Source organism: Deefgea piscis (assembly GCF_019665785.1).
In the GTDB taxonomy this organism is placed as follows: domain Bacteria; phylum Pseudomonadota; class Gammaproteobacteria; order Burkholderiales; family Chitinibacteraceae; genus Deefgea.
Window position 1 is genome coordinate 1,000,270 of sequence record NZ_CP081149.1, and the last position, 23,569, is coordinate 1,023,838.

The following is a 23,569-nucleotide window of genomic DNA, read 5'->3' on the forward strand; positions in this document are numbered from 1 at the left end:
CCACAGGCGCGGAGGAAATTCAGGGTTTTGCAATTGATTTTCTCTGCGCCTTTGCGTCACAAGCGACATCAGCAATGAAATCGAGGAAAAAAATGCCGCTCACTTGGTTTAAGTGAACGGCATTAGGGTATGGATGTGTCATTTTTCTTTCGTCTAGACGTCATCTTCGCGCCGTATAATGGCGCAGACTATAGAGGATAACCATGCCAAATACCCCGCCCAAATGGCAACAAATTGCCACCTTGCTGGCTGAAGACATTGCCCAAAAAACCTTACGCGGCCAATTGCCGGTGGAGCCGATCTTGGCGCAGCGCTTTGCCGTCAATCGGCATACGGTACGCCGTGCTGTGCAAGCTTTAGAAAGCCAAGGCTTGGTGCGAATCGAGCAAGGGCGTGGCACTTTTGTGCAAGAAGATTTAATTGATTACCAAATGGGGCGGCGCGGGCGCTTTTCGCACAGCTTGGCAGCGCAAAGCTTGAGTGGCGAAAGCCAAATTTTACGCAGTGATGTGATCATTGCCAGCGACGAGGTGTGTCAGCAGCTTGAAATTGCCGCCGGTAGTGAAGTGTTAAAAATCGAAGCGCTGGATTTTGTTGCCGAACAAGTGGTTGGCATTTGCACTGAATACCTGCCTTTGCCACGCTTTGCGGGTTTTAATACGCTGTTGGCCGAGTACGGCGTGATGAGTGATGCGCTACGCGCCGCCGGTGTGGTGAGTATGAGCAGAAAATCATCCAAAATTACTGCCCGAATTCCACGCCCTGAAGTCGCCGCACAATTAGCGCAACCCAAAAGCCAGCCAGTGCTGTATGTCGAAAGTGTTTATCAAGACGATCACGGTCAAGTGATTGAATACGGCATCACCCGTTTTGCCGCCAATGCGATTCAATTAGTGATTACGCCCGAAATATAATTCCTAACGCGGGATTTTCATCGACCAATACGCCAAAGCCCAGACGCCATACATGGCAATAAAATAAGCGTTGATCAGCTTAATAATAAGCAGCAAATTGCCCGCCAAACCCTCGCTTGGCCAACTGGCGGTGACGGTATTTATCGCGATTAAAATCAGCACCGACAGCGCCAATTGCCATAAAAACAACCAGCGATAGGCCAAGCCCTTGGCGTTGCGATAAGCAAACGTGGCGGGATCAGCGCGCTGGATTTCGACATACGCCGGAATGATCAAATACCAAAACAGCTGGCGAATAATCGGTTGATCCCAGTGGGTAACAATGGTTTTGGCGGTAGCAAGATTCATGATCTGTCTGTGGATGCAAAGTCAGCTCGAGTGTGCCACAGCCCAAGCCGCAACGCTTGTTTTAGCGCAATTTCCGCGCGGGCAAACTCTGTTTACCCCCTCTGCATGGGTATATTGCCATGAACATTGGATACAATGCGATGGTAGTAAATACCCAGCTAGGGTATGCAAAAGGATTTGTGCACGCGGTAGATTCGTTTGTGGCTTAGGCTTTATCGGCTTTGCCGGCGGCGTTGGCAAAACGGGCGAGGATTTTGTCAAAGAACATCGGGCGTTGATTGTTGTCTTCGCAGGCTTCTTTGCGGCGGATGGCGTTGCGTACCAACATACTGCCTAGCCAGCGTATTGGCTCGGGCGGGAAGTAACCCAGTGGTCCGCTGACCAAGGCGCACTGCGCCCAGCCGTCTTTTTCCCCCCGCACCATGCTGCTTAAAATCTGCCCGCCTAAATAGCAGGTGCTCACGCCGTTGCCAGAATAACCAAAGCCGTAGCAAATATTGGGCTGTTGATCCAGATACCCAAAAAACGGTAAACCGGTGACGGATCGATCGGAGGCACCATTCCACGACGCGGCAATCGGCACCTCGGCCAAACGCGGGAAAAAGTCGTGCAGCGTTTGTTTTAGCTGGTTTTGGTAGCGGCTAGCTTGGTCAAATTCGGCGAGCATTTTGCCGCCAAAAGCAAAGGTGTTGCCGCCTTTGCCGAGCATTAAGCGGCCATCGCTGGTGCTGCGATAGTAATGAACAAAAATCCGCGAATCGCAAATGGACGCACCATGCGTGAGGCCAAGCGCTTGAATTGCTTCAGGGCAGGGCTCGGTGATCACCATATCGGACGACACAATGGCAATGCTGCGCGCAAATTGGCGGAACTGGCTGGCCATCCACGCATTCATCGCCAACACCACGTGCTGGGCGACTACCTCACCATCGCTGGTGACCACGCGTGCTGGCTGACCATATTCAATGCGCTGCATGGCGGTATTTTCATAAATGAGCACGCCCAAGGATTCGGCAACGCGCGCCATGCCGCGCACCAAGAGCCCCGGATGCACGCTGCCCGCAATCGGTGAAAATTCCCCAGATAAATGCCGAGTTGAACCGGCGATTTTTTGCACTTCATCGCGATCTAAAGTCTGCCAGCTATTGATGTCATGCGCGTTGAGCGCCGCCATTACGCCGTCCATACTGCCGCTTTGTGCGCGATTAGTGGCGGTATAGAGCGCGCCGTCAATGCGTAGATCGGCTTGCAGCTGATACTGCGCACAAAAATCCCGAATCGCATAAACGGCGGCTTCTGAGGCTTTGACGATTTTGATGGCTTCAGCTGCACCAAATAGCCGCGTCAGCGTGCTTAATTTGGGGGCTAAAGTTAGCACGCAACCGCCATTGCGCCCCGATGCGCCACTGCCGCACAGACCTTTGTCGATGATGACAATCTGCAGCTCGGGCTGTTGTTGTTTGAGTAAAATCGCCGTCCACAATCCGGTATAGCCACCGCCGACAATGCACACATCAGCGTGGCGCTTGCCATTCAGACTTGGGCGTGGCGGGCGGTTTTCTTGCGCGAGCGCGTCGGCAAACCACCAAGGTTGAAAAGTCTCACTCATGGCCGCTGGCCTTGCGCTAAAGCATGTTCGATTTGCGTGATCACGTTGGGTAAATCAGCGATGCTATCGATGACAAAATGCGCGCCGGCAGCGCTGAGTTTGGCCGTGGCTTGCTCGCGTAACGGCGCTTGCTCGCTCGGCGTGAGTGCCAGCCACTCGTTTTCAGTGAGGCCAACTTCATTACCGCTAATCGCTAAACCGACGGTCCACATGCCCGCATTTAAGCCCTCAGCAATGCCCGGCACGGTGTCGTCGACTTTAACGCAGGCGGCAACATGGCTGATGCCCAGTTCAATCACATTGGCCAGCGCCATCCAAGGTCCCGGGCGTGCGCCAGCTTTGAGATCATCGGCGGCAATAGTGCAATCGGGTGTAAAGCCGTATTGCGTGGCGATGGGTTGCAATGTGTTCATTACAGCGCGCGGGTAGCCGGTGCAACTGCCGATTTTAAGTCCGTGCCCACGCAATTGTTTAATGGTGTCGATGGCGCCGGTGATCGGTTGCGAAAATTCGCCCACATGTGCAATTTGCAGCGGCATAAACAGCGCGTAAATATGGTCCACATCGGTGTCATTCATCTCGCGAGCATATTGAGCGTGCCAGCGCGCTGCTACGCTTGGCGTTTGGCCAACGGCTTTGATGTGATCCCACTTGGCTAAGCCCATCGGCACGCGTGCTTCGGCCAAGGTGATTGCGATGCCGCATTGTGCAAAAGCTTCAACTAAGACTTGGGTGGGGGCAAATGAGCCAAAATCGAGCACGGTGCCAGCCCAATCAAAGATAACGGCTTGTAATGGACCGGTGTAAGCGCGTGAAGTATTAAGCATGATGTTTCTCCGCTGGGCTAAGCCAGTTCAATTGAGTGAGGACGTCGATAATGGCGTGCGCGGCTTGTTGCAGTTGCGCTGGGTCAATCGCGCCGATGCAGCCAACGCGAAAGGTCTCTACCGTGGTGAGTTTGCCCGGATAGAGTAAAAATCCGCGCTGGCTCATTGCCTGATAAAAAGCGCTAAATTGATAATCAGGATGGCGCGGCGCGTGGAAAGTCAAAATAATCGGCGCTTGCAATTCAGGCGCTAAAAATAAATCTAAACCGGCGTGGCTTAACGATTTGATTAATACGTTAGCATTGGCGGTATAGCGTGCTAAGCGAGTAGGGCGGCCGCCTTCGGCTTGATACTGGTCTATTGCGGCGCGTAATGCCGCCACTACATGCGTCGGTGGCGTAAAGCGCCATTGCCCCGTGCGCTGTAGATAATCGTATTGATCGGCCAAATCGAGCGCCAGCGACGGACTATTGCCGTGGGCCAGTGCGATGGCGCTGGTTTGGGCAATCACAAAACCCATGCCGGGAACGCCCTCTAAGCATTTGCCCGATGCGGCGATGAGCGCGCAAATCGGCATCCGCGCTAAATCAATGTCCAGCGCGCCAAAAGACGACATCGCATCAACAATCAGCTCGGCGCCATGCGCGGCAACGATGTTGGCGATGTCGCTCAGTGGGTTTAAGAGGCCGGTAGCGGTTTCGCAATGAATCAGGCCCACGTAGCCAATGCTGGGATCGGCGCTCAGCGCCGCATCGAGCGCTGCCGGATCCACTGGCACGCCGTCAGGCCAGCTTAAAGTCGCGACATTCAAGCCGATTTTCTGCGCGATTTTGTGCATTCTTTGCCCATAAGCGCCGTTGTTGAGCACCAATATTTTGCTGCTCTTATTCACCAGCGTGCCAATGGCCGCTTCAACGGCAAAAGTGCCAGAGCCTTGCAATGGAATGCAGCAGTGCTGCGTTTAGCCGTTGGCAATCGCCAATAGATCAGCGCAAACCGACGCGGTTAAGGCATTAAAATCGCCATCCCATGAGCCCCAATCTTTAAGCATCGCCGTTCGCGTTGCCAAGCTGGTGCTCAGTGGCCCTGGAGTGAGTAAGATTTTTTCTTGGCGCATCATAGTCCTTTCATCTAGATGAATTTTTATCCCCGAAAAATGCGCCTAAGGCGCGGGGGTATTGCTGTGTGATCAATATTTAATAAAGCTGGTAGTTAAATACCTACGGGTGCTGATCAGGTGTTGATGAAGGCTAAAGCATCACTGCACACCCCCATCCCAGCCTTCCCCCATCAAGGGGGAAGGAGCTACAGTCGCGCGACTCAAACGATTGTGATTTAACGTATCAACATCAAATCTGAACAAAGCCCTAAGGGTTTGCGCGCTGATCAGGTACCGTGCCGCAGGCACTTAAAACCAAGAATACTTAAGCCAAACCAACTCGTTGCTACGCTGAGATTTAGCCCTGCCTCCTCATTCTTGTCGCCGCCAGCGTTGGCTGCGTTGTTGTAAAAAATGACTGACGACGGCAAAAACAGCGCAGGCAGCGGCTGAGCTGATGACGATTAAAGTCGCCATCGCTGCCGAAGCTGCGGTATCGCCAGCGTCGTCCATATTGAGCACCGATACCGAGGCCAGCATGGTGTCGGGGGTATAAATAAACACCACGGCCGACACCGTGGTCATGGTGGCGATAAAGAAATAGCGCGCAATTTCTAGGGCTGCTGGCAGGCAAATCGGTAACGTGACTCGCCAAGCGGTGATCCAAAACGGCACTTTGAGTGAGGCGGCGACCAATTCAAATTCTGCGTCCAGTTGCTTGAGTGCGGTGACGGCAGTCAGGTGCGCGGTGGTGTAAAAATGCGCGATCGAGCACAGCACCAAGATCGACATCGTGCCGTAGAGCGCATTGAGCGGATTGCTTGGATGATTAAAAAAGAACACATAACCCAAGCCCAGCACCAATCCGGGCACCGCCATTGGCAGCATGGCTAATAAATGCAAAATGGGTCGCCAGCCACGGCAAGTGGCGACTTTTTCGGTGAGCCACGCGCCGCTAAACACCAAGATCGAGCCAAATAGCGCGGTATACGCCGACATTTTTAAGCTATTGCTAAACGCGCTCCAACCGCCGCCATCTACATCGTCAAAATTAAAATGCTGTAAAGACAGCTGCATTTGATACGGCCATTGCTTAATCAACGCCGCCGCGATGGCGGTGCCAAGCATCAGTAGCAAGGCGCCGCTGACGACGAGGCAAAACAGCAGTGCAGAGCGATCTAGCCACGGTGTCGCTTTGATGTGGAGCGTTTGCGCCCGTGCAGTGAGTAGCGCTTGTTGCTTTTTTTGCGAGTAATGATCGAGCACAAAAGACAATACCGCCGGCACCAAGAGCAGCAAACCAATGACCGCGCCGCGCGAGAAGTTTTGCTGACCGATCACTTGCTTATACGCTTCAAGCGCCAACACGTTAAATGAGCCGCCGATGACTTTGGCGACGCCAAAATCAGTGATCACCAAGGTAAACACCACCACTGCCGCCGACAACACGCCGTAGCGAACGCTAGGCAAAGTAACGGTGAACCATTGCCGGATGCGGCCTGCGCCGAGCGCGCTTGCCGCTTCGTATAAGCGGCCATCGGCAACGCGCAGAGCGGTGAGTAAAATCATCATCGCGTGCGGAAAAGTAAAAAACACTTGGCCGATCACAATGCCCCAAAAGCCATAAATACTGCCGTCGGGAAACCAAGATTTAAGTAAGCCTTGATTGCCAAATAAATACACCAGCGCAATCCCCGGTAGCAGCGACGGCGCTAATAGCGGAATCAAAGCCAGCATTCGCATGCTGCCTTTGGCCGGCATGGCCGAGCGGGTGAGGGCTGCGGCGTATAAATACGCCAGTGGAATCACAATCAGCGTGCTCATTAGCGCTAATTTGACGCTATTGAATAAGCTTTGCAGCAAGCTGGGCGAATCGAGTACCGCTTCAATACTGCCTAAGCCCCATTGCTCGGTTTTAGGATCAAACAAAGCTTGGCTTAAAATCGCCAATAAGGGGGCAGCTAAAATCAACAGCAAAATCAGCACAATGCCGCCAGCAATCAGCGTGGCCCAGTATTCATTGCGCCAGCCTGCGTGCGGTGCTTCGAGGGTGAGTGTTGAGTTCATGCGCTCACCTCGGGCAAAAAGCAGCGCAGCTTGTCGGCAGGTAAATAAATCGGAATCAGCTGCTGCTCGGCAAGGCGCAATTGCGCCATTTCGCGATGGCTAATAATGACTTCGAGCTCAATGCCATCCCATTCATTAACCAACAGCCGTAGGCGATAAATGCTGCCTAATAGCTCAAGCTGCAGTAACTTTCCTAAACCCACTTGTGGGTCATTACGCCATTGCGGCAATAGCTCAATGTCTTCTGGACGAATAAACACATCGTATTGCTGGCCTTGCACCAAGGCATTGGCGCGATGCGTCGCGAGCGTATGCCGCCCCAATTGCACTTGATGGGGGCCGACCGCAAGGGTGTTGAGCCAATTGCAATGGCCAACAAAGTTGGCGACAAAACGGCTGGCTGGGTGCTGATAGATTTGTGCTGGCGTGCCAATTTGCTCAATCACACCGTGATTCATCACCACGATTCGGTCGGCCATGGTGAGCGCTTCTTCTTGGTCGTGGGTCACCATAATGGTGGTGATGCCCAGCTGCTGTTGCAGCGCTTTAATTTCACCGCGTAAATGCGCGCGAACTTGCGCATCGAGCGCCGAGAGGGGTTCGTCTAGTAACAGTAAATTCGGTGAGGTGGCCAAAGCGCGCGCCAGCGCAACGCGTTGTTGTTGGCCGCCAGAAATTTGCGCTGGGTACTGCTCGGCCAAGGCCGAAAGACCGATTAAATCGAGTAATTCATTGACGCGGCGTTGCTGATCTTGTGCGCGACCCTTCAGGCCATAGGCGATATTGCGTGCAATCGTTAGATTGGGAAACAGCGCATACGACTGAAACACAATGCCGTAATCGCGTTGATTGGGGGCGGCATGCGTAATGTCGCGGCCCGCTTGGGCAATCAGCCCGCGATCACACGACTCAAGCCCAGCAATAATGCGCAGCAAGGTGGTTTTGCCGCAGCCGGATGGCCCCAATAGGCAAACAAACTCGCCTTTACTCACGGTTAGTGAGATATCGCGCAAAGCGCTAAATGCGCCAAAGTTTTTATTCACGCCATGAATGGTTAATTCAGCGTGTTGGCTGGCGATGGCGGGTGCTCGGTTCATACAAAGTCCTTACGGTTGCTGGCCTTTCATGCAGTAGACCCAAAACGATGCTGCCCTACTCTTGCTGGTACAGGATGTTGCTGAGCTGGGTATTGTTGCGCGGTGGCGCGCGTTAAATTATTTAAAGGGGTATTGATACTAATCTCAGATTGCAAATGTGATATGTGGAGATACCCATGCAATTTGATGGTGTTCATACTGAGTGTTGATGCCGTGCCGCAGGCACTTAAAACCATCAACACCCAACCTGAACACCTGTCAAAAAGCGACTAGCTTATTTCTTAGGCTCTGATTTGCTGTCGTAGCGTTTGGTCCACTCGGCGAGGGTTTTGTCGCGCATTGCAGCCGAGACGCGTAGATCTTGTTTGATCAGACGTTGTTCGTAGTCCGCTGGAATATGCGCATTGGGCTTGGCAATGCCGGGCATGGCGACGATGGCGAAGTTCTTTTCATACAGCTCGTTGGCTGATTTTGATGCTGACCAATCGGCGAGTTTTTTTGCCGCTTCGAGGTTTTTGCTGCCTTTCATAATGGCGGTGGCTTCTAGATCCCAGCCTAAGCCTTCTTTTGGAAACACCAAATCAATTGGCGCGCCGCTGTCTTTGATTTTGGCGGCACGGTATTCAAATGAAATGCCGATTGGGAATTCACCGGCAGCGGCTTGTTTGCAAGGTTTTGATCCGGAGTGGGTGTATTGCGCGATGTTATCGTGCAGTTTATCCATATACGCCCAGCCTTCTTTTTCGCCCATGATTTGCAACCATGCGCTCACGTCAAAATAACCGGTGCCGCTTGAAGCTGGATTGGGCATCACGATTTTATTTTTGTATTCAGGCTTGGTCAGGTCTTTCCAGCTTTCGGGTTTTTTAATGCCCTGTTTGGCCGCTTCAACCGTGTTAAAGCAAATCGCCGCGCCCCATACATCCATGCCCACCCACGCTGGTGGCGTGCGATCATCGACATAGGCTTTACTGAGTAGCTCAACGCCTTTAGGCGCATAAGGTTGCAGCATGCCGTCTTTTTCAAAAATCAATAATGACGATGCAGCTAGGCCCATCACCACATCGGCTTGTGGATTGGCTTTTTCGGCGAGTAATTTCGCGGTAATAATGCCGGTAGAATCTCTCACCCATTTGATTTTAATGTCTGGATTTTCGGCTTCAAATTTGGCCTGATACGCTTTGAGCTGATCGGCTTCAAGCGCGGTATACACTGTGAGTGTGGTTTCGGCCAAAGCCAGTGGTGCCGTCAAAAGTAGCGACAGAGCAAGCGACAGCGAGGTGAGGGTTTTCATTGCACAAGCCTTATTGCGAGAGTTTAAAGTGGCGCTATTATGCTCAGCGCAAAGTGACAAACCGATTACATCTAGATGAATTTTTTGTGAGTGATGGGCTGCACTAGAGCTTTACTTGGCTGTATTGGCTAATTTCGGCGTTGAATGCGTTGGGTCGTTCAGTTTGCGTGGGCACGTTGCCGGCCGATTCTGTGTATTATGGATTCTCAATTTTGCCGAAGGGGGCGTAATGCGTCTGAATGTATTTACCGATTATTGCTTACGCACATTGATTTATGTGGCAGTCCAAGAAGGGGGGATTGTGACGCGCAGCGAGATCGCCCACGCTTACGGCATTTCGGATAATCATTTAATGAAAGTGGTTAATTTTTTATCTCGGCATGGCTTTTTAGAAACGTTGCGCGGCAAAGGCGGTGGTATGCGTTTGGCCGTACCCGCAGAGCAAATTATGATTGGGCGCTTGGTGCGTTTAAGTGAGGCCGATAGTCCGATGGTGGAATGTTTTGATCCAACGCATTCGATGTGCAGTATCGATGGCATTTGTCGTTTGCGCGGCGTGTTGAGTGAAGCCATGGTCGCTTTTTATTCGGTACTGGATCGCTATTGTTTGGCGCAGTTGGTGCTCAATCCGGTTGAGCTTAATGCGGTATTTCATGTGGCCTTGCCTGAGCGGCATCGTCCAAGCTAAAAGGCGTAGCTAAATCCATGGCGTGTGAAAACGATAAATTAAAGCCGCAGGGGCAATTTGCGGCGATACGGCATTTATTTGTCGCGCGACCACGGCTGATGTTTTCAGTGGTTGCTGGTGTGGTGATGTTTTTTGCTTTGTCAGCTGATTTTTCAATGCTGATGCGCTTTTTACTCGCTTGGAATACTTGTTCGTGGCTGTATTTGATTAGCTTGTCGATTTTAATGTTTCGCGCGCCCGGCAAACATATTCGGGCGGTGGCCAAAGTGCAAGATGAGAATGCCAAGCAGGTGCTGGCCTTTGTTTGCTTGGCGGCTGTGGCCAGTTTGGTGGCGATTGTCTTGGGTTTAGCGATGGATAATCAGCTTAAAGCTTGGTTTAAATATGCGCCCTTGCTATTGGCTTTTATGACTGTGGCGGGCTCTTGGTTATTGGTGCCAACGTCATTTGCGATTCACTATGCTCATTTGTATTACCAGCACCAAGGAAAAACCCCTTTATTGCTGTTTGCCGAGCAGCCTGCTGAGCCGACTTATCCCGATTTTTTGTATTTTTCTTTTACCATCGCCGTGGCCTCGCAAACCGCCGATGTCGGGGTTGGCAGTGGCGCAATGCGGCGCTTGGTTTTATTGCAATCTATCCTCTCTTTTGTTTTTAATATGGTGATCTTAGGTTTATCGGTCAATATTGGCGCCAGTTTGCTGGTCTAAGCCAGCAAACGAGTATTACCCTAATTTTCATGCCTTGCTTACCTTGCTGGTAGTTAATTTAGTGTTGACGATATCAAGTTAAGGTAAAAAAACCATATGATTGTCAGCGTATCGCTTGGCGTGTTTTCGTGCGACTTGCATCAGTCTGTACTAGCATGAATCAACCTTAGCCAGTGCGATTCCCATGATAAAAAAAATCCCTGCTGAATACATCAAACCGGGTATGTATATCCATGATTTAAACGTTGATTGGATGAATCATCCCTTTGTGCGTAATCGTTTTGTGATTCAAACCGATGAAGAAATCGCCAAAATTACGGCTACTGGCGTGCGTGAAATTTATATTGATACCACCCGCGGCCTTGATTTGGCCGATGCGCCGACCATGGAAGAGGTAAATGCTGAATTAGATGCGGATTTATTACGCATTGCCGAAGCACCACCGATGATTGTTAAAGTCTCATTCGCTGAAGAATTAGGCCGTGCCAATAAAATTCATCAACAAGCGACTAATGCCGTTAAAACGGTAATGCGTGATGTGCGTATGGGGCAGGCCATTCAGATGGATGATGTGGCTAATGTGGTCGGTGATATTACTGAATCAGTATTAAGAAATAGTGGCGCTTTAGTCGGTTTATTAGCGATTAAAAATAAAGATGAATACACTTTTTTGCATTCGGTCAGTGTTTGCACCTTAATGGTGACTTTTGCGCAATCGCTGGGAATGGATCGCAATTTAATTCGTTTAGCTGGAATCGGTGGTTTATTACATGACACCGGAAAAATGAAAGTGCCTAATGAAATTTTAAATAAACCTGGGCGATTAACTGAGGCTGAATTTGCCATAATGCGCACTCATCCTGAGGAAGGATGGAATATTTTGCGGCAAATAGATGATATGGAAGCAATTCCGCTGGAGATTACTTTACATCATCATGAGCGGATGGATGGAACAGGTTATCCACATAAATTACCGGGCAATGAAATTAGCCAAATGGCACAAATGGCCGCCGTGGTGGATGTGTATGACGCAATTACGTCAGATCGTTGTTATCACGTGGGGATGCCAGCGACGGAAGGATTAAGAAAGCTATGGGAATGGAGTAAATTTCATTTTAACCCTGAATTAGTACAGGCATTTATGCGCACCATTGGGATTTACCCAGTGGGTTCTTTAGTGCGTTTAGAATCAGGTCGTTTGGGAATTGTGATTGAGCAAAATGAAGGCAGTTTATTGCAACCAAAATTAAAAGTAATTTTTAGTACTAAATCCAGTACCTATATCACGCCCATTATTGTTGATTTAGCTAGGCCCATGGGTAAGGGAGGCGCGGATAAAATAATGGGCCATGAAGATCCCGCCAAATGGCAGATCAACATCGCCCGTTTTTTATTGCCTTAAACCCGCCATCTATCGATGAGTTGAATAAGGCAATGCTTGCATTGTGCTTGGCTTAAATTTTCTTATTTATCCATTGCCGTTTGCGTTTTTTCTTTGGCTGAGAAGATTCGGTAGCGTAATTCGATGCCTTCCGGAACATAAACCACGACTGGCAATTTCGCATTATAGCGATAGAGTTTTTCTGAATAGACTGCAACAAAAGCTGATTTTTTAGCTTCTTTTGGGTTGCAAGCCATCATCGTGCTGATACCGCCTTTTACTTCTGGCAATACCCAATAATTATAGCCCCAGCCTTGTACGGTTTCTTCTTTTAGCTCGCCGGCTAAACGAGTTTGATTGCAATCGACTTCCATCATTTTACCTGCCAATAATTGCACACGATACAGTTCAGGATTTTTAACTTTAGGTAATTGAATCACTTTACGTACAAAGCCCGCTTCTGCTGCAGGGTAAGCTTGCAGTGGATCTGGGCTAGAAGCAAATGCAGTCGCGCAAGTAATGGCACTTAAAGCAATGATGGTGTTGTGAAGTTTCATTTTTTGGTCCTATCTGGGCTTGCACGATGGATCGATATCGACGTGCAAAAAACCTTGATTGATAAAGGATTCATCCATACAGAAGTCAATGCAGCGAGCTACAACTGACACAATTTGAAGCATCATAAGGAATCTATTTGCTGAAAAGTAGCAACTATTCACAGTGAGCCAATGAAGTGCGTCACTTTATTTTGAGTATTTATTAATTGCGGCTTGGATTTCGGCGATGGCTTTTTCGATATCATCTTCGCTAATTTCTGGCGCGGTCATAAAGCTTTGATCGTCAATATGGGTACTAATGGTATTGATATCTAAATTTTGAGTCGAAACAAATGCTTCGGTATCGCCAAATTCATAATTGTCATGCCAGTTAATTGCCAGCGCAGTGAGGTTGTCACTGTTTGCGCCACCGCGTAACTCGGCGCGATCCATCAATTGTGGTACCGAGAATAAAACTGGGAATGAAGATAGAAAATGATTGATTTCTTCCGCATTTAAACAGCCCCAAAAGCCATCAGTGCATAATAAAATCGCATCACTATCATTGAGGCTGACTTTACCGCCAATTTCTATTTCAGGTAATAAACTACCGCCTAAACAATTGTAGATTTTGTTTTTTTCTGCATGATGTAGGGCTTCTTCTTCGGTAATTAAGCCAGCATCGACTAATTTTCTGACTTTAGAATGATCTCTGGTCTGTGCAATGGTTTGGCCATTACGAATCAAATAAAAACGCGAATCGCCAACATGCGCCCAATACACGATGCCATCTTGAATAATACAGGCCACAATCGTTGTGCGCGGTACTTCAATCAGGTGGTGAGCTATTGCGTAGTTATAAATGGCATCATGGCAGCGCAATAAAGCATCATGCAAAAATTCATTGGGATTATGAATAATTGGCGTGGCTTTTTTTTGGAATTGGTCGCTGAGTAATTCAACGGTGATTTGCGCTGCGACTTCACCGTGTAAATGGCCGCCCATGCCGTCGGCCACGACCAAGAGCAATGCATCACGGCTATATGAATAGCCATAACGATCTTGATTATATTGCCTGCCACCTTTGCGGCTTTCTTGGAAAACGGTAAATTTCATGATTGATCTCCGCGTTTAGGACGAATCAATTCGGACCATTTTCGCTTGATCATATGAATCAGACTGCCTTTTTTACGCGGTACAGAGCCCGGTTCTAGCAGTAGTTTTTGGATTTGCAATACGCTTTGTGGGCGTTTTTCATGATCAATTTCAAGGCACTGATGAATAAGGGCTAATAATTCTGGTGAATATCGATCGCCATAGGCTTGCTCTAGTCGTTGTACTTTGTCGTCTTTTTCTCGGGCATCAGCCGGTTGAGGCGCAGTGCCCGCAATACATGCAAACATTGATGCGCCAACGCCATAAATATCGGTCCAAGGGCCTAATTGTTCTTTTTTGCGATACTGTTCGGGCGCAGCAAAGCCTGGGGTATACATTGGCGTCAGCCGTGATTGCTCAGCAGTTAACGATTGGCGAGCGGAGCCAAAATCGAGCAAAACCGACGAACCGTCTTTACGAATATAAATATTGGCCGGTTTAATATCTAAGTGCAGTAATTTATTGAGGTGAACTTCACGTAAACCATTGAGTAAATTAAAAAACACACTGCGAATGAGTTTTTCATCAACGCCTTCGCGTTCATGATTAATTTGAATTTCTTTTTGTAAAGTACGGCCGCGTTCATATTCCATCACCATATACACGGTGTCGTTCGCTCGGAAAAAATTCAGCACTCGGACAATATTTGGGTGCTGAATTCTGGCGAGTGTTTTGCCCTCTTCAAAAAAACATTTCAAACCATGCCGAAACAGCGCGATGTGTTCTTCGCTTACGGCTTGTACCGCGACGCCTTCTTTGCGCAGCGCTAAAGAATTGGGTAAATATTCTTTGATTGCGACCGGGTAGTCGTGTTCATCATGGGCTAAATACACAATACTAAAGCCGCCAGCGGATAAAAGCTTGGCGATGGTGTAGTTCTGTAATTGGTATCCGCGTGCGAGCGGTTGATTGCTTGGGGTGGCCATGCTTAGTTTTGGTTATACTCTGAGTAAATAGTCTAGGGCCTGTTGATGTTTGGCATTCTGCTGCAGCTTACGCAGTTTTCGCGGTGAATGCAGCGTCAATAGACCATTAGTGTCAGCCCTACCGTCGTAAGTGTAAAGCGGCGCGTATTAAAGAAGGAAGTTATATGATTTATAGCATGACAGGATACGCAAGTGCCCAAAGAGAATTGTCCCATGGGGTGTTATCGGTAGAGTTGCGCGCCGTCAATCATCGCTTTTTAGATCTAAGCCTAAGATTGCCTGAGGAATTCCGTGCTTTAGAGGGCGCAATTCGTGAGAAGCTCAGCGGGCGTCTCAATCGTGGCAAATTAGAATGCCGTTTGAATTTTAATGTGCGTGAAGCGGCCAACACGCAGTTGCGCTTAAACAACGCTTTAGTCGCAGAGTTGCTGCGTTTGGCCGATCAAGTCAAAGAGCATCAAGCGAGTGCGGGCGATTTACGCATGGCCGATATTTTACGCTGGCCTGGTGTGATTGAATCGGATGCATTGCCAACCGAGCTATTGCAAACCACTGCGCTTGAAGTATTAGATGTGGCTTTGCTTGACTTCTTAGCGAGTCGCGCTCGAGAGGGCGCTAAATTGGCGGCGATTTTATTAGAACGCGTTGAGGCGATGGATGCCTTGATTGCCGGCGTAAAACCATTATTGCCACAAATTATCTCTGATTATGAAGCCAAGCTGACTTTACGCTTTGTTGAGGCCATAGGCTGTGGCGACGATGACCGAGTTCGCCAAGAGATGGTGATCTTTGCGCAAAAAGTGGACATTCTGGAAGAAATCGATCGCCTGCAAACGCATATCGCCGAATTGCGCCGAATTTTGCAAAAAGGCGGCAATGCCGGTAAGCGTTTAGATTTCTTGATGCAAGAGCTTAACCGTGAAGCCAATACCTTGGGATCGAAATCGGTTTCAGTAGAAACGACCAAAGTGGCGATGGAGTTGAAAGTCTTGATCGAACAAATGCGCGAGCAAGTGCAGAACATTGAGTAGTGTTTTTTGACGTGTCATGACAGAGCATTTTTCCCCTCTAAGCCCAGCAAATGCTGGGTTTTTTGTTTCTTGACGTGTCACGCCATGCGGCGTAATCTCACGTTTAGCTTGTACCCAAGCATGTACCCAAAGCCAATTTTGGGTACAAGCTTTGGGTACAAGGTGTTTTCATACAGGGGTGGGGTATAGGGTTATGACTAAGTTTACGGATGTTGGGATTAAGGCGCTGATTACGGGCGATATTCGCTTTGAAGGACGTGCTGACTCGATTGTTGCCGGCTTAGTTTTGAGTTTTAGAAAGAATGACAAAGTGCCGCGTTGGTTGTTTCGATATTCTTTTGCTGGGACACCGCGAAAAATGGTCATCGGTAACTATGGGAATATGAGTTTGTCGGAAGCTAGAGCTCGGGCGCGTGAGCTGGCCGCGCGCGTGCAGCTTGGCTATGACGTACAAGGTGAAAAAGCCGCACGTATTGTCGAGGCTGTAGCGGCCATTGAGGCCGAACGCGCTTCGATTACGGTCAATGAGCTGGCCGAGGAATATTTAAACCGTGAAATTATCGGGCGCGTTAAACATCCAAATATCCCGATCAATCAATATGAAAAAAATATCCGGCCACTTATCGGCGCATTAAAAATCGAGGCGGTCACGTCTTTGCATGTGGATGACATTCTTGAAGCTGTACGCAAGCGTGGAGCGCCCAGTATTGCGAATAAAGCATTACGGATGCTGCAAAACATGTTCGACTACGCCATACGCCGCCGCATGATCGCGGTAAATCCAGCCGCCGCATTTCGCACTAAAGACGCTGGCGGTGAATTAACTGCTAGAGATAGGGCGCTGTCGCGTACCGAGCTGGCCTTGTTATTTGCCGCGATGAAGCAGGCCAAAGGCTTTAGTGTGCAAAACGAATTAACCATTAAGCTGCTGCTGGTGCTGTGCTGTCGCAAGATGGAATTATGCGCGGCGCAATGGGATGAATTTGATTTGGATGCGGCAATCTGGCACATGCGCGACGATGTGAAGACTGGGAAGGGCTTAGATGTGCCTTTGCCGCCGTGTGCTGTGGAATGGTTGCGCGAGTTGAAGCGCCTATCTGGCGCTAGTCCGTATATTTTGCCGGCAAGAAAAATGCAGCACCGTGGATTACCGCATATTTGCGAAGGAACAATCGGCACAGCCATGGGCAAGCTCAAACCACACATGCCTGATGTGGAGGCATTTACCGTGCATGATCTACGCCGCACTGCGCGTACTCAATTGGCTGCGCTGGGCGTGGACGTAATCACTGCTGAGCGATGCTTGAATCACAAAATCAAAGGCGTACACGGCACGTATGATCGGCATGATTACTTTGACGAACGCAAAGACGCGCTAATTAAGTGGGCGGACTTAATGCGAGAGCTGGAGCAGGGCGGGAATGACAAAGTGGTGAATCTAAAAGACAAAAAGCGTAAAGCCGCTTAATCGAGTTTGCCGCGCCTATCTCGACGGAGAGAAAACGGGTAGCCCCTGACCCGCTGGCGCGGCAATCAATTACAGGGATTGCGCCGAAGGGGGGCGCGTAATATGAGCATGAATGATTATTCATGGCTAAATAACGTAATGTACGACTCGATTACAGAAAAGTTCACATTACATGACTGGTCAAGAGCATTAGCATTTAGAGCTGAATTATTAAGCGACTCCAGCAGAGCTGAAGATGAGCTAATCAGATTCGGGCTAAGGCATTTATTTGAACGCCCAACTCATTTAAACACCTTAGCTGACTTGATTGCTTCAGGGGAATATATCGACCTTACTCACCTGAAAATATTCGACGCGTATTGTCCAAATCCAGCAATTTCCAATCTTACGACTGGCCTTGCGTTGGCCGCAGCTAGGGATATTCTTGAGCGCCCTGAGATGGGCGAAGTTGATGATGCACCACTCTCGGTGTATGACTTTCATGCGCCAGAAAATTTTCTATCAATGCCTTTGCACTTTATTGATGCTGAAGCAATATCCTACATCGGGGTTAATTTAGAGTTGCCCGACGCTTTGCTATTTGAGAGGTTTAAAGATTGGCTAGCAGCTACGCGGCATGAGTTGGAGATAAGCAAGCCGCGACGGGTGTTTACTAAGGTGGATACTCAGAAATGGCGCGATATGAAAATATTGCAGTATTTAGATCTTAGTATTTATTTGCAAAGTACCGGAGTGGAATTAGGCCAGCAGCTAATAGGAGTTTTGTTGTTTCCTAATACTTACGATATTTCACCAAGCGAAAGAATAAGGAAAGTCGTAGCGCCTTTGGCTGAAAAATTAATCTCTTATCAAGTGCTCAGTGCCCTGCGAACCCAAAACCAACAAATCTGCGACTAATTCGGAGTATTTTTTTTAAAAAAACATTCCGGAGTGTTTTTTTGTAATTTCCGAGCCTTCAAATCCACGCTGTGACAAATTAAATTGGCTGCACTTTTCAACAAGGTGCAAGCCATGCCACAACGTACACAGCAACCAACCACCCAAACCAAAGCACCCGCCAAGGTTATCCCGATTAGCCAGCCGCAAGCGCCGCTACTGGCAACGTATGGCGCTTTGCCTGCAACGGGCTTTATCCGTCAGCGTGAATTACTCGAAATCATCCCGTTTTCAGCATCAACACTGTGGCGGCGCGTTCGTATGGCTACGTTCCCTGCGCCGACCAAGCTATCCGAGCGCGTGACCGCGTGGCAGTGTGAGGCCGTGCGCCAGTGGCTTGATGAGCAAGGGGGGGCGCAGTAATGAAAAAAGCCGCCTCACTGAATCAACAGCAAGACGGCCTTGGGGCTCGGGCAAGAGCTGGTGCAGATATTAAGCCTGCGCCAAAACCAAAGCAACAACGTCAGAAAAGCACCATTACGCAAAGTCACCTTATCCCGTTCGCACTGGGCGGCATTGAGGCGTTTTCTTGCGGTGACGAATTGCGGGTTTCAGTTCGCCATTTGTGTGAAGCGTTTGGGATTGATTCAAGAACCCAGCGTCGTAAGATGGCGAACAATCCACGTTGGACGTGGGGTCATATGACCTCACACGATACAGCAGGCCGACCACAAGAGATGGTAACTTTGCCACTTGAACAAGTGCCCGCCTTCCTCAATTCAATCAACAGCAACAAAGTGAAGCCAGAAGTACGGCAAGCCTTGCTGACGTACCAAGACGAATGCACCAAAGCGCTGTTTTCGTACTGGACAACAGGCAAGGCCGAGCAACAAACCGCCGCGGCACAGATGGCGTTTCAAGTTGCTGACACGCTGGCGGTATTTAAAGCTGAATACGCCAACATGTATGGCAAGGTCGCTGGTGCTGACCCCGACCCCGACCCGCGCATGTATGGACAGATTCAAGCAGTACTGAACAAGGCGGTGTTTGGTGTTTCCAAGCTGCCCGACTTGCCGCGCAAGGATTTACCTAAAACAGCATTAGAGCGCCTCAAGGCCGCAGCGCACATTCTGCGGAAAACGTTTTACCGTGGGGAATCCCTCAAGGTTGCCGCCGCGCAAGTCAGAGCTGCTTTCCCTGAGCCAGTGCTGGTGATTGAAATCAATGTGGAACTTGCCGCATGAACCCGATTGCACAGAAAAAAGCACTTGCCAGCCAGCACGCAGGTCTTGATAATGGCGGCGCTGTCTCACTTGAGGCAGACGAGATTGGCGTCTCGAATACGATAGCGGGTAAGCCGCTGCAAAGCGGTATTTTTATGCCCGTTTGCACCACAGTTGCACCTTCAATGGTGGGGCGTGGTGGGGGCTACTTCGGTAGCGTCGGTTTCTATCGTGCCGATACGCCAACCCTGCTGCGTTCCTACCTCCTTCGATTGGCGTCGAAAGGTGGGGATTTGACCCCAACGATAGGTGCATATCTTATGCCAAAATTCGCCCGTACTTTTCTTACGTATTCCCTTGTATGTATTATCACGCTTGCCGTAGAGCGTAATACCCCTATTGCCGTAATCGCCTTGTCCATTGCTGCGCTGGTTCTGCTGCAAGTGATTGGAGGGCGTGACCATGCGTAAGCCCATCGACTTAGAGCAATTCATTCCCGTCACAGATACCGCCGCCGCTGCGCTGCTTGGCGAAACCGCCACGACCTCAGAATGCACGCTGGAAGTGTGTCTACGCTGCGCCCTACATTTACTCGAACTCAATCAGCAAGACCCCGAATCCCGTTATAACGGCCTGATGGCGCTAGATTATCTGGGTGCAGTGGTTGAGGCCGTCAACGGTAAGAGGGTGAATCACCATGCGTAAACCGAGCCGAAACTCAGGGATTCAACAGACCGCGTTCGCCAGTCGTCGCGCCGCGTCTTTGCTGCTGATGCGGAGCTATACCCGCGACACGCGCCCCAAGCCCCCCAAGCCCAAAAAAAACCGCTAAGCCATAGGAAATCCATCAAATGACTACGACCAATATTCTGGGCGGCGGCGCTGCTCAAACTCAAAACCACGCAGCACTGATTGAGAACCTAATGAAACAGCCATTTGACCTTGCTACGCTAGTGCCGGTGAGTGCCGACCTAGAAGCTGCAACCGTTCGTGTTATGTCGTGCGGTGAATTGTTAAGCTTGGTACTTGAGCTGCTGAATGAAGGCATTGCCAAGCAGCAACTTGAAACCCATTGCCAGCTTGCGACGCATTACCTATCACTGGTCGTACAGGCCAGTAAGGCCGTGGCGGCTACTGGGGAGCGCAACCATGCGTAAATCATTCAGCGAGCAAGTTAAAGCGGCTGCTGCGGGGCGTTGGCCGGAGACTTTGCAAAGCATGGCTATCCCTGCCAAGTCCCTAGACGGTAAAAATCATCCTTGCCCAGCGTGCGGCGGCGATGATCGCTTTCAATTTACCGCGCGCGGTGCTGATGCTGACTATGGCCGCTTTGCTTGCCGTGGCATGGATTCGGGCGGTGGTGATGGTTTCGCCTTGGTGATGCACGTTTTCAACCTGAGTTTCCCTGAGGCGGTGATAGCCGTTGGGCGAGTGCTGGGTATGGATCAGCAGCATAACGCGTGTACCACTTTTACTTTGCCGGAATTACCCAAACATAAGCCAACAGAAACCCAACTTAAAACCCAATTCAAAACCCAAGACCGCACGGCGCAACGACAAGCGTTGTTTGATTCGGGTGTGGCGCTCAGCTCAAGCAATATGGCGGGGCTTTATTTGTTGAATCGTGGCCTAGCTGGGCGCTATTTACCGACTCAGGCCGATAGCCCATTACGACACATTGCTGCGCTGGACTATTGGCATGAATCAAACGGTAGCAGCAAAAGATTAAAAACCACACCGGCATTGATTGCCAAAATCCAAAAGCCAAACGGCGCGTTAGCAGGGCTGCACCGCATTTACCTTGAACCCAAAGGGCATAAGTTGGTGCTGCACGATGAAACGGGCAAGGCATTAGCCAGCAAAAAGCTACAGCTTGCCCATGATGGCGCTCTCAGTGGCGCGGCGTGTCGCTTGCACCCGATTGGCGATGATGGCCGCTTGGCGCTGACTGAGGGCATAGAAACCGCCTTGGCGGTGCATCAGCTCACAGGGCTGGCGGTGTGGTCGTGCATTAATGTGGCAATGCTTAAAACCGTGGTGCTGCCGGATAGCGTGCGCGAGGTAGTGATTTACGGCGACAACGATTTACCCGACCACAAGGGCAAGAATGCAGGCAAAGAAGCCGCGTACATCTTGGCGGCACGGCTGGTGGGCGAAGGCCGTACGGTGAAAGTCATGCTACCGCCAGAAGCGGGTAGGGATTGGCTGGATGTGCTGAATGATGACAATGCGGCGGTGGCGTGATGAAAAACGAAATTGAAGCCATTCAAGCCAGCGAGTCGCCACAAACCCAAACTAAAACCCAACAGAAACCCAGCGCGGCGGAGTTAGCGAGCCCTGATAGCGTTGTGCAATTTGTGTTGCCCAGCAAAGCTGAATTAGTTGGTGAAGTCAGGCCATTCTATGATTTTCAGCGCGGTGAGCTGGTGCATGTTGGGGTCAAACACGATAAAGATGGCACAGCGCATACCGCAGCTGTACGCCTTTGCCGTGAGTTCGACATCATTGGGCAAGGCGTTGATACCTACGGCGACCATTACCGCCTGTTGAGTTGGGAAGATTGCATTACCGGAGCCGAGCAGGCTATCGCCCTACCTAGTAGCCAAATTGGCGAGCGTGAGGGCTGGCAATTGCTCAATAGCAAAGGCTTGGCAGTAACCAGTAAACGCGCCGATAAAGACTTGTTAGCTGATTATTTGCATAACCACGGTAGCAAAGAGCGCTACACAATAGCGAATCAAAGTGGCTGGCAACAAGGCGCGTTTGTACTACCGACAGGCGAAGTGATTGGTGAGCCCGATAGCCGCTTATTTTATCCTGCGGCGGCAACGTATCGGCCGGCATTTACACCCAAAGTTACCAGTCAAGCATGGCGCGACACCGTGGGCGCATTAGTTAAAGATAACCCACTGCCCATGACGGCGGTAGCGTGCGCGCTGGCTGGTGCTGTGTTGGAGTTGATCGGGGCGCGTGATGGGATTGGCCTGCATTTACATACCGAAACATCAAGCGGTAAATCTACTTGTGGCGATGTGGCGGCGAGCATTTGGGGTAATCCGGCCAAGCTGGTGCAATCGTGGGATGGTACGGGGGTTGGTTTAACGAATTCTGCTGAATTTGCCAATAGCATGATGCTGTACTTGGATGAAATCGGCGCGGGGGATGCCCGCAAGATGGGTAGTACCATTTACACCATGCTCAACGGCGTATCTCGTACCCAAGGCCGCAAAGAAGGCGGCAACCGCGCCAAGCGAACTTGGCTCATGACCTTGGTTTCAACGGGTGAAATTCCGATGAGCCAATTTCTGAATGAAGGCGGTCATGCTGTGCGCGGCGGGCAAGAAATACGGATGCTGGATATTCCGGCTGATACTGGGCAATTCAAAGCATTTGACTGCATTCATGGCCGCAAAGATGGTGGTGAATTTGCCATTGAATTAACCGAAGCGGCGCGAATGCATTACGGCACGCTTGGCCGTGAATTTGTGGCGTGGCTGATTGCTAATAAGGGCGCAGTAAACCTGCGGATTAAATCGGCGGAAACTCGCATGTTGGCCGTCTTGCCGCCTCAAGCCGCGCCTACTGTGCGCCGTGCGACTCGCAAGTTTGCCATACTGGCTGCGGCGCTAGAAATGGCCGCTGATGCCGGACTAACCGGATGGACGTGCGAGGAGTCATTTAAAGCTGTGGGTGTGACGTGGCAGCGCTGGCTTGCAGTGTTTGGTCTGGCGAGCCGTGATGATGAAAGGCTGATCGAGCAGGCGAACGGAATATTGGCCGCAAATCAGTTTGCACGGTTTGTATCGCTACCAATGACCGACAAAGAGCCAAATACAATAAACATGATGGGCTACAAGCGGATTCATGCTGGAGAAGATATTTTTTATGTTTTACCCCACGCATTTAAGGATGAAATCATTAAAGGCTATGAGCTAAAGAAAGCCATAAAGGTCTTGCATGAGGCGGGAATGCTGGAAAGACCCACAGGCCGCGATGCTTGGACAACGACTATCGGTAAAAGCATGGGTAATGGCTACAAAATGAGGTTACGGCCTTGCGAAGATAACGTAAACGAGGTCAGCAGTGATGTGGCTATACACGCGATAAAATAACCGAAAACTCCGAAACCCCGAAAATATAACTCTTTAAACCTTATTATTGATTGGGTTTACTTGTTTTCGGTGAGTTTTCGTTTTGATCTAAGTTTTCGTTTTATCGATGAGCGAAGTTTTGGATAACCAAAGGCCACCGAAAGTTTATGCTATTTCCGAAAATAACCGAAAACTTAAGATGCTAGTATTTATGCTGGGTAGCTGGCGG

At 50.0% G+C, this 23,569-nt stretch carries 25 protein-coding genes; 14 read left to right on the plus strand and 11 right to left on the minus strand.

All coding sequences use genetic code 11. The annotated features are described in order from the left end of the window. Positions 1 to 203: 203 nt before the first annotated feature. The gene (phnF, locus tag K4H25_RS04690; RefSeq protein ID WP_221022224.1) at positions 204 to 914 is read left to right on the plus strand and encodes a phosphonate metabolism transcriptional regulator PhnF; all 711 of its coding nucleotides are present in this window, start codon (positions 204 to 206) and stop codon (positions 912 to 914) included. Between the two features lie 3 nt (positions 915 to 917). On the opposite strand, the gene K4H25_RS04695 is transcribed toward phnF, so the two are convergent. From K4H25_RS04695 to K4H25_RS04730, 8 genes are all read right to left on the minus strand, one after another. Further along, a complete protein-coding gene (locus tag K4H25_RS04695; RefSeq protein ID WP_221022225.1) occupies positions 918 to 1,262 on the minus strand; it encodes a hypothetical protein in 345 nt (114 codons plus the stop codon). A 205-nt stretch (positions 1,263 to 1,467) separates the two neighbouring features. After that, entirely contained in the window at positions 1,468 to 2,871 is a 1,404-nt protein-coding gene (locus K4H25_RS04700; RefSeq protein ID WP_221022226.1) for an FAD-dependent oxidoreductase, read from the minus strand. Next, positions 2,868 to 3,698, minus strand: a complete 831-nt coding sequence (phnX, locus tag K4H25_RS04705; RefSeq protein WP_221022227.1) for a phosphonoacetaldehyde hydrolase — start codon at positions 3,696 to 3,698, stop codon at positions 2,868 to 2,870. Before phnX ends, K4H25_RS04700 begins: the two co-directional genes overlap by 4 nt. After that, positions 3,691 to 4,644 (minus strand): 2-aminoethylphosphonate--pyruvate transaminase, encoded by a 954-nt coding sequence (locus K4H25_RS04710; protein WP_255588191.1) that lies wholly within the window; start codon positions 4,642 to 4,644, stop codon positions 3,691 to 3,693. The genes phnX and K4H25_RS04710 overlap by 8 nt, the downstream gene beginning before the upstream one ends. A 15-nt stretch (positions 4,645 to 4,659) precedes the next feature. Then, complete coding sequence (locus K4H25_RS04715; RefSeq protein WP_221022229.1) at positions 4,660 to 4,818, minus strand: hypothetical protein; 159 nt, start codon at positions 4,816 to 4,818, stop codon at positions 4,660 to 4,662. Between the two features lie 351 nt (positions 4,819 to 5,169). Next, positions 5,170 to 6,864 carry a putative 2-aminoethylphosphonate ABC transporter permease subunit gene (locus tag K4H25_RS04720; protein ID WP_221022230.1) on the minus strand — a complete coding sequence of 565 codons (1,695 nt, stop codon included), beginning with the start codon at positions 6,862 to 6,864 and terminating at the stop codon, positions 5,170 to 5,172. Next, positions 6,861 to 7,961: a putative 2-aminoethylphosphonate ABC transporter ATP-binding protein gene (locus K4H25_RS04725; RefSeq protein ID WP_221022231.1), complete on the minus strand. Its 1,101-nt coding sequence runs from the start codon at positions 7,959 to 7,961 to the stop codon at positions 6,861 to 6,863. The genes K4H25_RS04720 and K4H25_RS04725 overlap by 4 nt, the downstream gene beginning before the upstream one ends. A 274-nt stretch (positions 7,962 to 8,235) precedes the next feature. Next, complete coding sequence (locus K4H25_RS04730) at positions 8,236 to 9,255, minus strand: putative 2-aminoethylphosphonate ABC transporter substrate-binding protein (protein WP_221022232.1); 1,020 nt, start codon at positions 9,253 to 9,255, stop codon at positions 8,236 to 8,238. A 229-nt stretch (positions 9,256 to 9,484) separates the two neighbouring features. Here K4H25_RS04730 and K4H25_RS04735 point away from each other — a divergent pair, with 229 nt between their 5' ends. The 3 genes from K4H25_RS04735 (at position 9,485) to K4H25_RS04745 (ending at position 12,055) form a co-directional block, all read left to right on the plus strand. Beyond that, complete coding sequence (locus K4H25_RS04735; RefSeq protein WP_221022233.1) at positions 9,485 to 9,943, plus strand: RrF2 family transcriptional regulator; 459 nt, start codon at positions 9,485 to 9,487, stop codon at positions 9,941 to 9,943. Positions 9,944 to 9,960: 17 nt separating this feature from the next. Then, entirely contained in the window at positions 9,961 to 10,653 is a 693-nt protein-coding gene (locus tag K4H25_RS04740; RefSeq protein ID WP_221022234.1) for a DUF1345 domain-containing protein, read from the plus strand. A gap of 184 nt (positions 10,654 to 10,837) precedes the next feature. Beyond that, positions 10,838 to 12,055 (plus strand): HD-GYP domain-containing protein, encoded by a 1,218-nt coding sequence (locus tag K4H25_RS04745; RefSeq protein WP_221022235.1) that lies wholly within the window; start codon positions 10,838 to 10,840, stop codon positions 12,053 to 12,055. A gap of 62 nt (positions 12,056 to 12,117) precedes the next feature. On the opposite strand, the gene eco is transcribed toward K4H25_RS04745, so the two are convergent. The 3 genes from eco to K4H25_RS04760 all read right to left on the minus strand — a co-directional run bounded on the left by eco (position 12,118) and on the right by K4H25_RS04760 (position 14,651). Next, entirely contained in the window at positions 12,118 to 12,591 is a 474-nt protein-coding gene (gene eco, locus K4H25_RS04750; protein ID WP_221022236.1) for a serine protease inhibitor ecotin, read from the minus strand. 186 nt (positions 12,592 to 12,777) lie between these two features. After that, complete coding sequence (locus K4H25_RS04755) at positions 12,778 to 13,686, minus strand: PP2C family protein-serine/threonine phosphatase (RefSeq protein WP_221022237.1); 909 nt, start codon at positions 13,684 to 13,686, stop codon at positions 12,778 to 12,780. Further along, entirely contained in the window at positions 13,683 to 14,651 is a 969-nt protein-coding gene (locus K4H25_RS04760; protein WP_221022238.1) for a serine/threonine protein kinase, read from the minus strand. Before K4H25_RS04760 ends, K4H25_RS04755 begins: the two co-directional genes overlap by 4 nt. A gap of 176 nt (positions 14,652 to 14,827) precedes the next feature. Here K4H25_RS04760 and K4H25_RS04765 point away from each other — a divergent pair, with 176 nt between their 5' ends. The 10 genes from K4H25_RS04765 to K4H25_RS04810 all read left to right on the plus strand — a co-directional run bounded on the left by K4H25_RS04765 (position 14,828) and on the right by K4H25_RS04810 (position 23,361). After that, positions 14,828 to 15,682 carry a YicC/YloC family endoribonuclease gene (locus K4H25_RS04765; protein WP_255588045.1) on the plus strand — a complete coding sequence of 285 codons (855 nt, stop codon included), beginning with the start codon at positions 14,828 to 14,830 and terminating at the stop codon, positions 15,680 to 15,682. 193 nt (positions 15,683 to 15,875) lie between these two features. After that, the gene (locus K4H25_RS04770; protein ID WP_221022240.1) at positions 15,876 to 17,150 is read left to right on the plus strand and encodes a tyrosine-type recombinase/integrase; all 1,275 of its coding nucleotides are present in this window, start codon (positions 15,876 to 15,878) and stop codon (positions 17,148 to 17,150) included. A gap of 102 nt (positions 17,151 to 17,252) precedes the next feature. Further along, positions 17,253 to 18,047 (plus strand): DUF6387 family protein, encoded by a 795-nt coding sequence (locus K4H25_RS04775; RefSeq protein ID WP_221022241.1) that lies wholly within the window; start codon positions 17,253 to 17,255, stop codon positions 18,045 to 18,047. A 114-nt stretch (positions 18,048 to 18,161) separates the two neighbouring features. Next, positions 18,162 to 18,449, plus strand: a complete 288-nt coding sequence (locus tag K4H25_RS04780) for a helix-turn-helix transcriptional regulator (RefSeq protein WP_221022242.1) — start codon at positions 18,162 to 18,164, stop codon at positions 18,447 to 18,449. Beyond that, complete coding sequence (locus K4H25_RS04785; RefSeq protein WP_221022243.1) at positions 18,449 to 19,270, plus strand: phage antirepressor N-terminal domain-containing protein; 822 nt, start codon at positions 18,449 to 18,451, stop codon at positions 19,268 to 19,270. The genes K4H25_RS04780 and K4H25_RS04785 overlap by 1 nt, the downstream gene beginning before the upstream one ends. Next, positions 19,267 to 19,719, plus strand: coding sequence for a hypothetical protein (locus tag K4H25_RS04790; protein WP_221022244.1), 453 nt, complete (start codon positions 19,267 to 19,269; stop codon positions 19,717 to 19,719). Before K4H25_RS04785 ends, K4H25_RS04790 begins: the two co-directional genes overlap by 4 nt. Then, positions 19,712 to 19,954, plus strand: coding sequence for a hypothetical protein (locus K4H25_RS04795; protein WP_221022245.1), 243 nt, complete (start codon positions 19,712 to 19,714; stop codon positions 19,952 to 19,954). The genes K4H25_RS04790 and K4H25_RS04795 overlap by 8 nt, the downstream gene beginning before the upstream one ends. Positions 19,955 to 20,100: 146 nt before the next feature. Next, the gene (locus K4H25_RS04800; protein WP_221022246.1) at positions 20,101 to 20,406 is read left to right on the plus strand and encodes a hypothetical protein; all 306 of its coding nucleotides are present in this window, start codon (positions 20,101 to 20,103) and stop codon (positions 20,404 to 20,406) included. After that, positions 20,399 to 21,493, plus strand: coding sequence for a toprim domain-containing protein (locus K4H25_RS04805; RefSeq protein WP_221022247.1), 1,095 nt, complete (start codon positions 20,399 to 20,401; stop codon positions 21,491 to 21,493). Before K4H25_RS04800 ends, K4H25_RS04805 begins: the two co-directional genes overlap by 8 nt. Beyond that, positions 21,493 to 23,361, plus strand: coding sequence for a DUF927 domain-containing protein (locus K4H25_RS04810; RefSeq protein ID WP_221022248.1), 1,869 nt, complete (start codon positions 21,493 to 21,495; stop codon positions 23,359 to 23,361). The genes K4H25_RS04805 and K4H25_RS04810 overlap by 1 nt, the downstream gene beginning before the upstream one ends. The last annotated feature ends 208 nt before the right edge of the window (positions 23,362 to 23,569 follow it).

Bases quoted from the DNA above. Each gene is read 5' to 3' on its own strand.
- K4H25_RS04700 (WP_221022226.1), bottom strand. From the start codon at position 2,871: ATGAGTGAGACTTTTCAACCTTGGTGGTTTGCCGACGCGCTCGCGCAA.
- K4H25_RS04795 (WP_221022245.1), top strand. From the start codon at position 19,712: ATGCGTAAGCCCATCGACTTAGAGCAATTCATTCCCGTCACAGATACC.
- K4H25_RS04775 (WP_221022241.1), top strand. From the start codon at position 17,253: ATGAGCATGAATGATTATTCATGGCTAAATAACGTAATGTACGACTCG.
- K4H25_RS04765 (WP_255588045.1), top strand. From the start codon at position 14,828: ATGACAGGATACGCAAGTGCCCAAAGAGAATTGTCCCATGGGGTGTTA.
- K4H25_RS04810 (WP_221022248.1), top strand. From the start codon at position 21,493: ATGAAAAACGAAATTGAAGCCATTCAAGCCAGCGAGTCGCCACAAACC.
- K4H25_RS04695 (WP_221022225.1), bottom strand. From the start codon at position 1,262: ATGAATCTTGCTACCGCCAAAACCATTGTTACCCACTGGGATCAACCG.
- K4H25_RS04755 (WP_221022237.1), bottom strand. From the start codon at position 13,686: ATGAAATTTACCGTTTTCCAAGAAAGCCGCAAAGGTGGCAGGCAATAT.
- K4H25_RS04805 (WP_221022247.1), top strand. From the start codon at position 20,399: ATGCGTAAATCATTCAGCGAGCAAGTTAAAGCGGCTGCTGCGGGGCGT.
- K4H25_RS04770 (WP_221022240.1), top strand. From the start codon at position 15,876: ATGACTAAGTTTACGGATGTTGGGATTAAGGCGCTGATTACGGGCGAT.
- K4H25_RS04730 (WP_221022232.1), bottom strand. From the start codon at position 9,255: ATGAAAACCCTCACCTCGCTGTCGCTTGCTCTGTCGCTACTTTTGACG.
- K4H25_RS04735 (WP_221022233.1), top strand. From the start codon at position 9,485: ATGCGTCTGAATGTATTTACCGATTATTGCTTACGCACATTGATTTAT.
- K4H25_RS04800 (WP_221022246.1), top strand. From the start codon at position 20,101: ATGACTACGACCAATATTCTGGGCGGCGGCGCTGCTCAAACTCAAAAC.
- K4H25_RS04725 (WP_221022231.1), bottom strand. From the start codon at position 7,961: ATGAACCGAGCACCCGCCATCGCCAGCCAACACGCTGAATTAACCATT.
- eco (WP_221022236.1), bottom strand. From the start codon at position 12,591: ATGAAACTTCACAACACCATCATTGCTTTAAGTGCCATTACTTGCGCG.
- K4H25_RS04715 (WP_221022229.1), bottom strand. From the start codon at position 4,818: ATGATGCGCCAAGAAAAAATCTTACTCACTCCAGGGCCACTGAGCACC.
- phnX (WP_221022227.1), bottom strand. From the start codon at position 3,698: ATGCTTAATACTTCACGCGCTTACACCGGTCCATTACAAGCCGTTATC.
- K4H25_RS04720 (WP_221022230.1), bottom strand. From the start codon at position 6,864: ATGAACTCAACACTCACCCTCGAAGCACCGCACGCAGGCTGGCGCAAT.
- K4H25_RS04785 (WP_221022243.1), top strand. From the start codon at position 18,449: ATGAAAAAAGCCGCCTCACTGAATCAACAGCAAGACGGCCTTGGGGCT.
- K4H25_RS04780 (WP_221022242.1), top strand. From the start codon at position 18,162: ATGCCACAACGTACACAGCAACCAACCACCCAAACCAAAGCACCCGCC.
- K4H25_RS04740 (WP_221022234.1), top strand. From the start codon at position 9,961: ATGGCGTGTGAAAACGATAAATTAAAGCCGCAGGGGCAATTTGCGGCG.
- K4H25_RS04760 (WP_221022238.1), bottom strand. From the start codon at position 14,651: ATGGCCACCCCAAGCAATCAACCGCTCGCACGCGGATACCAATTACAG.
- K4H25_RS04790 (WP_221022244.1), top strand. From the start codon at position 19,267: ATGAACCCGATTGCACAGAAAAAAGCACTTGCCAGCCAGCACGCAGGT.
- phnF (WP_221022224.1), top strand. From the start codon at position 204: ATGCCAAATACCCCGCCCAAATGGCAACAAATTGCCACCTTGCTGGCT.
- K4H25_RS04745 (WP_221022235.1), top strand. From the start codon at position 10,838: ATGATAAAAAAAATCCCTGCTGAATACATCAAACCGGGTATGTATATC.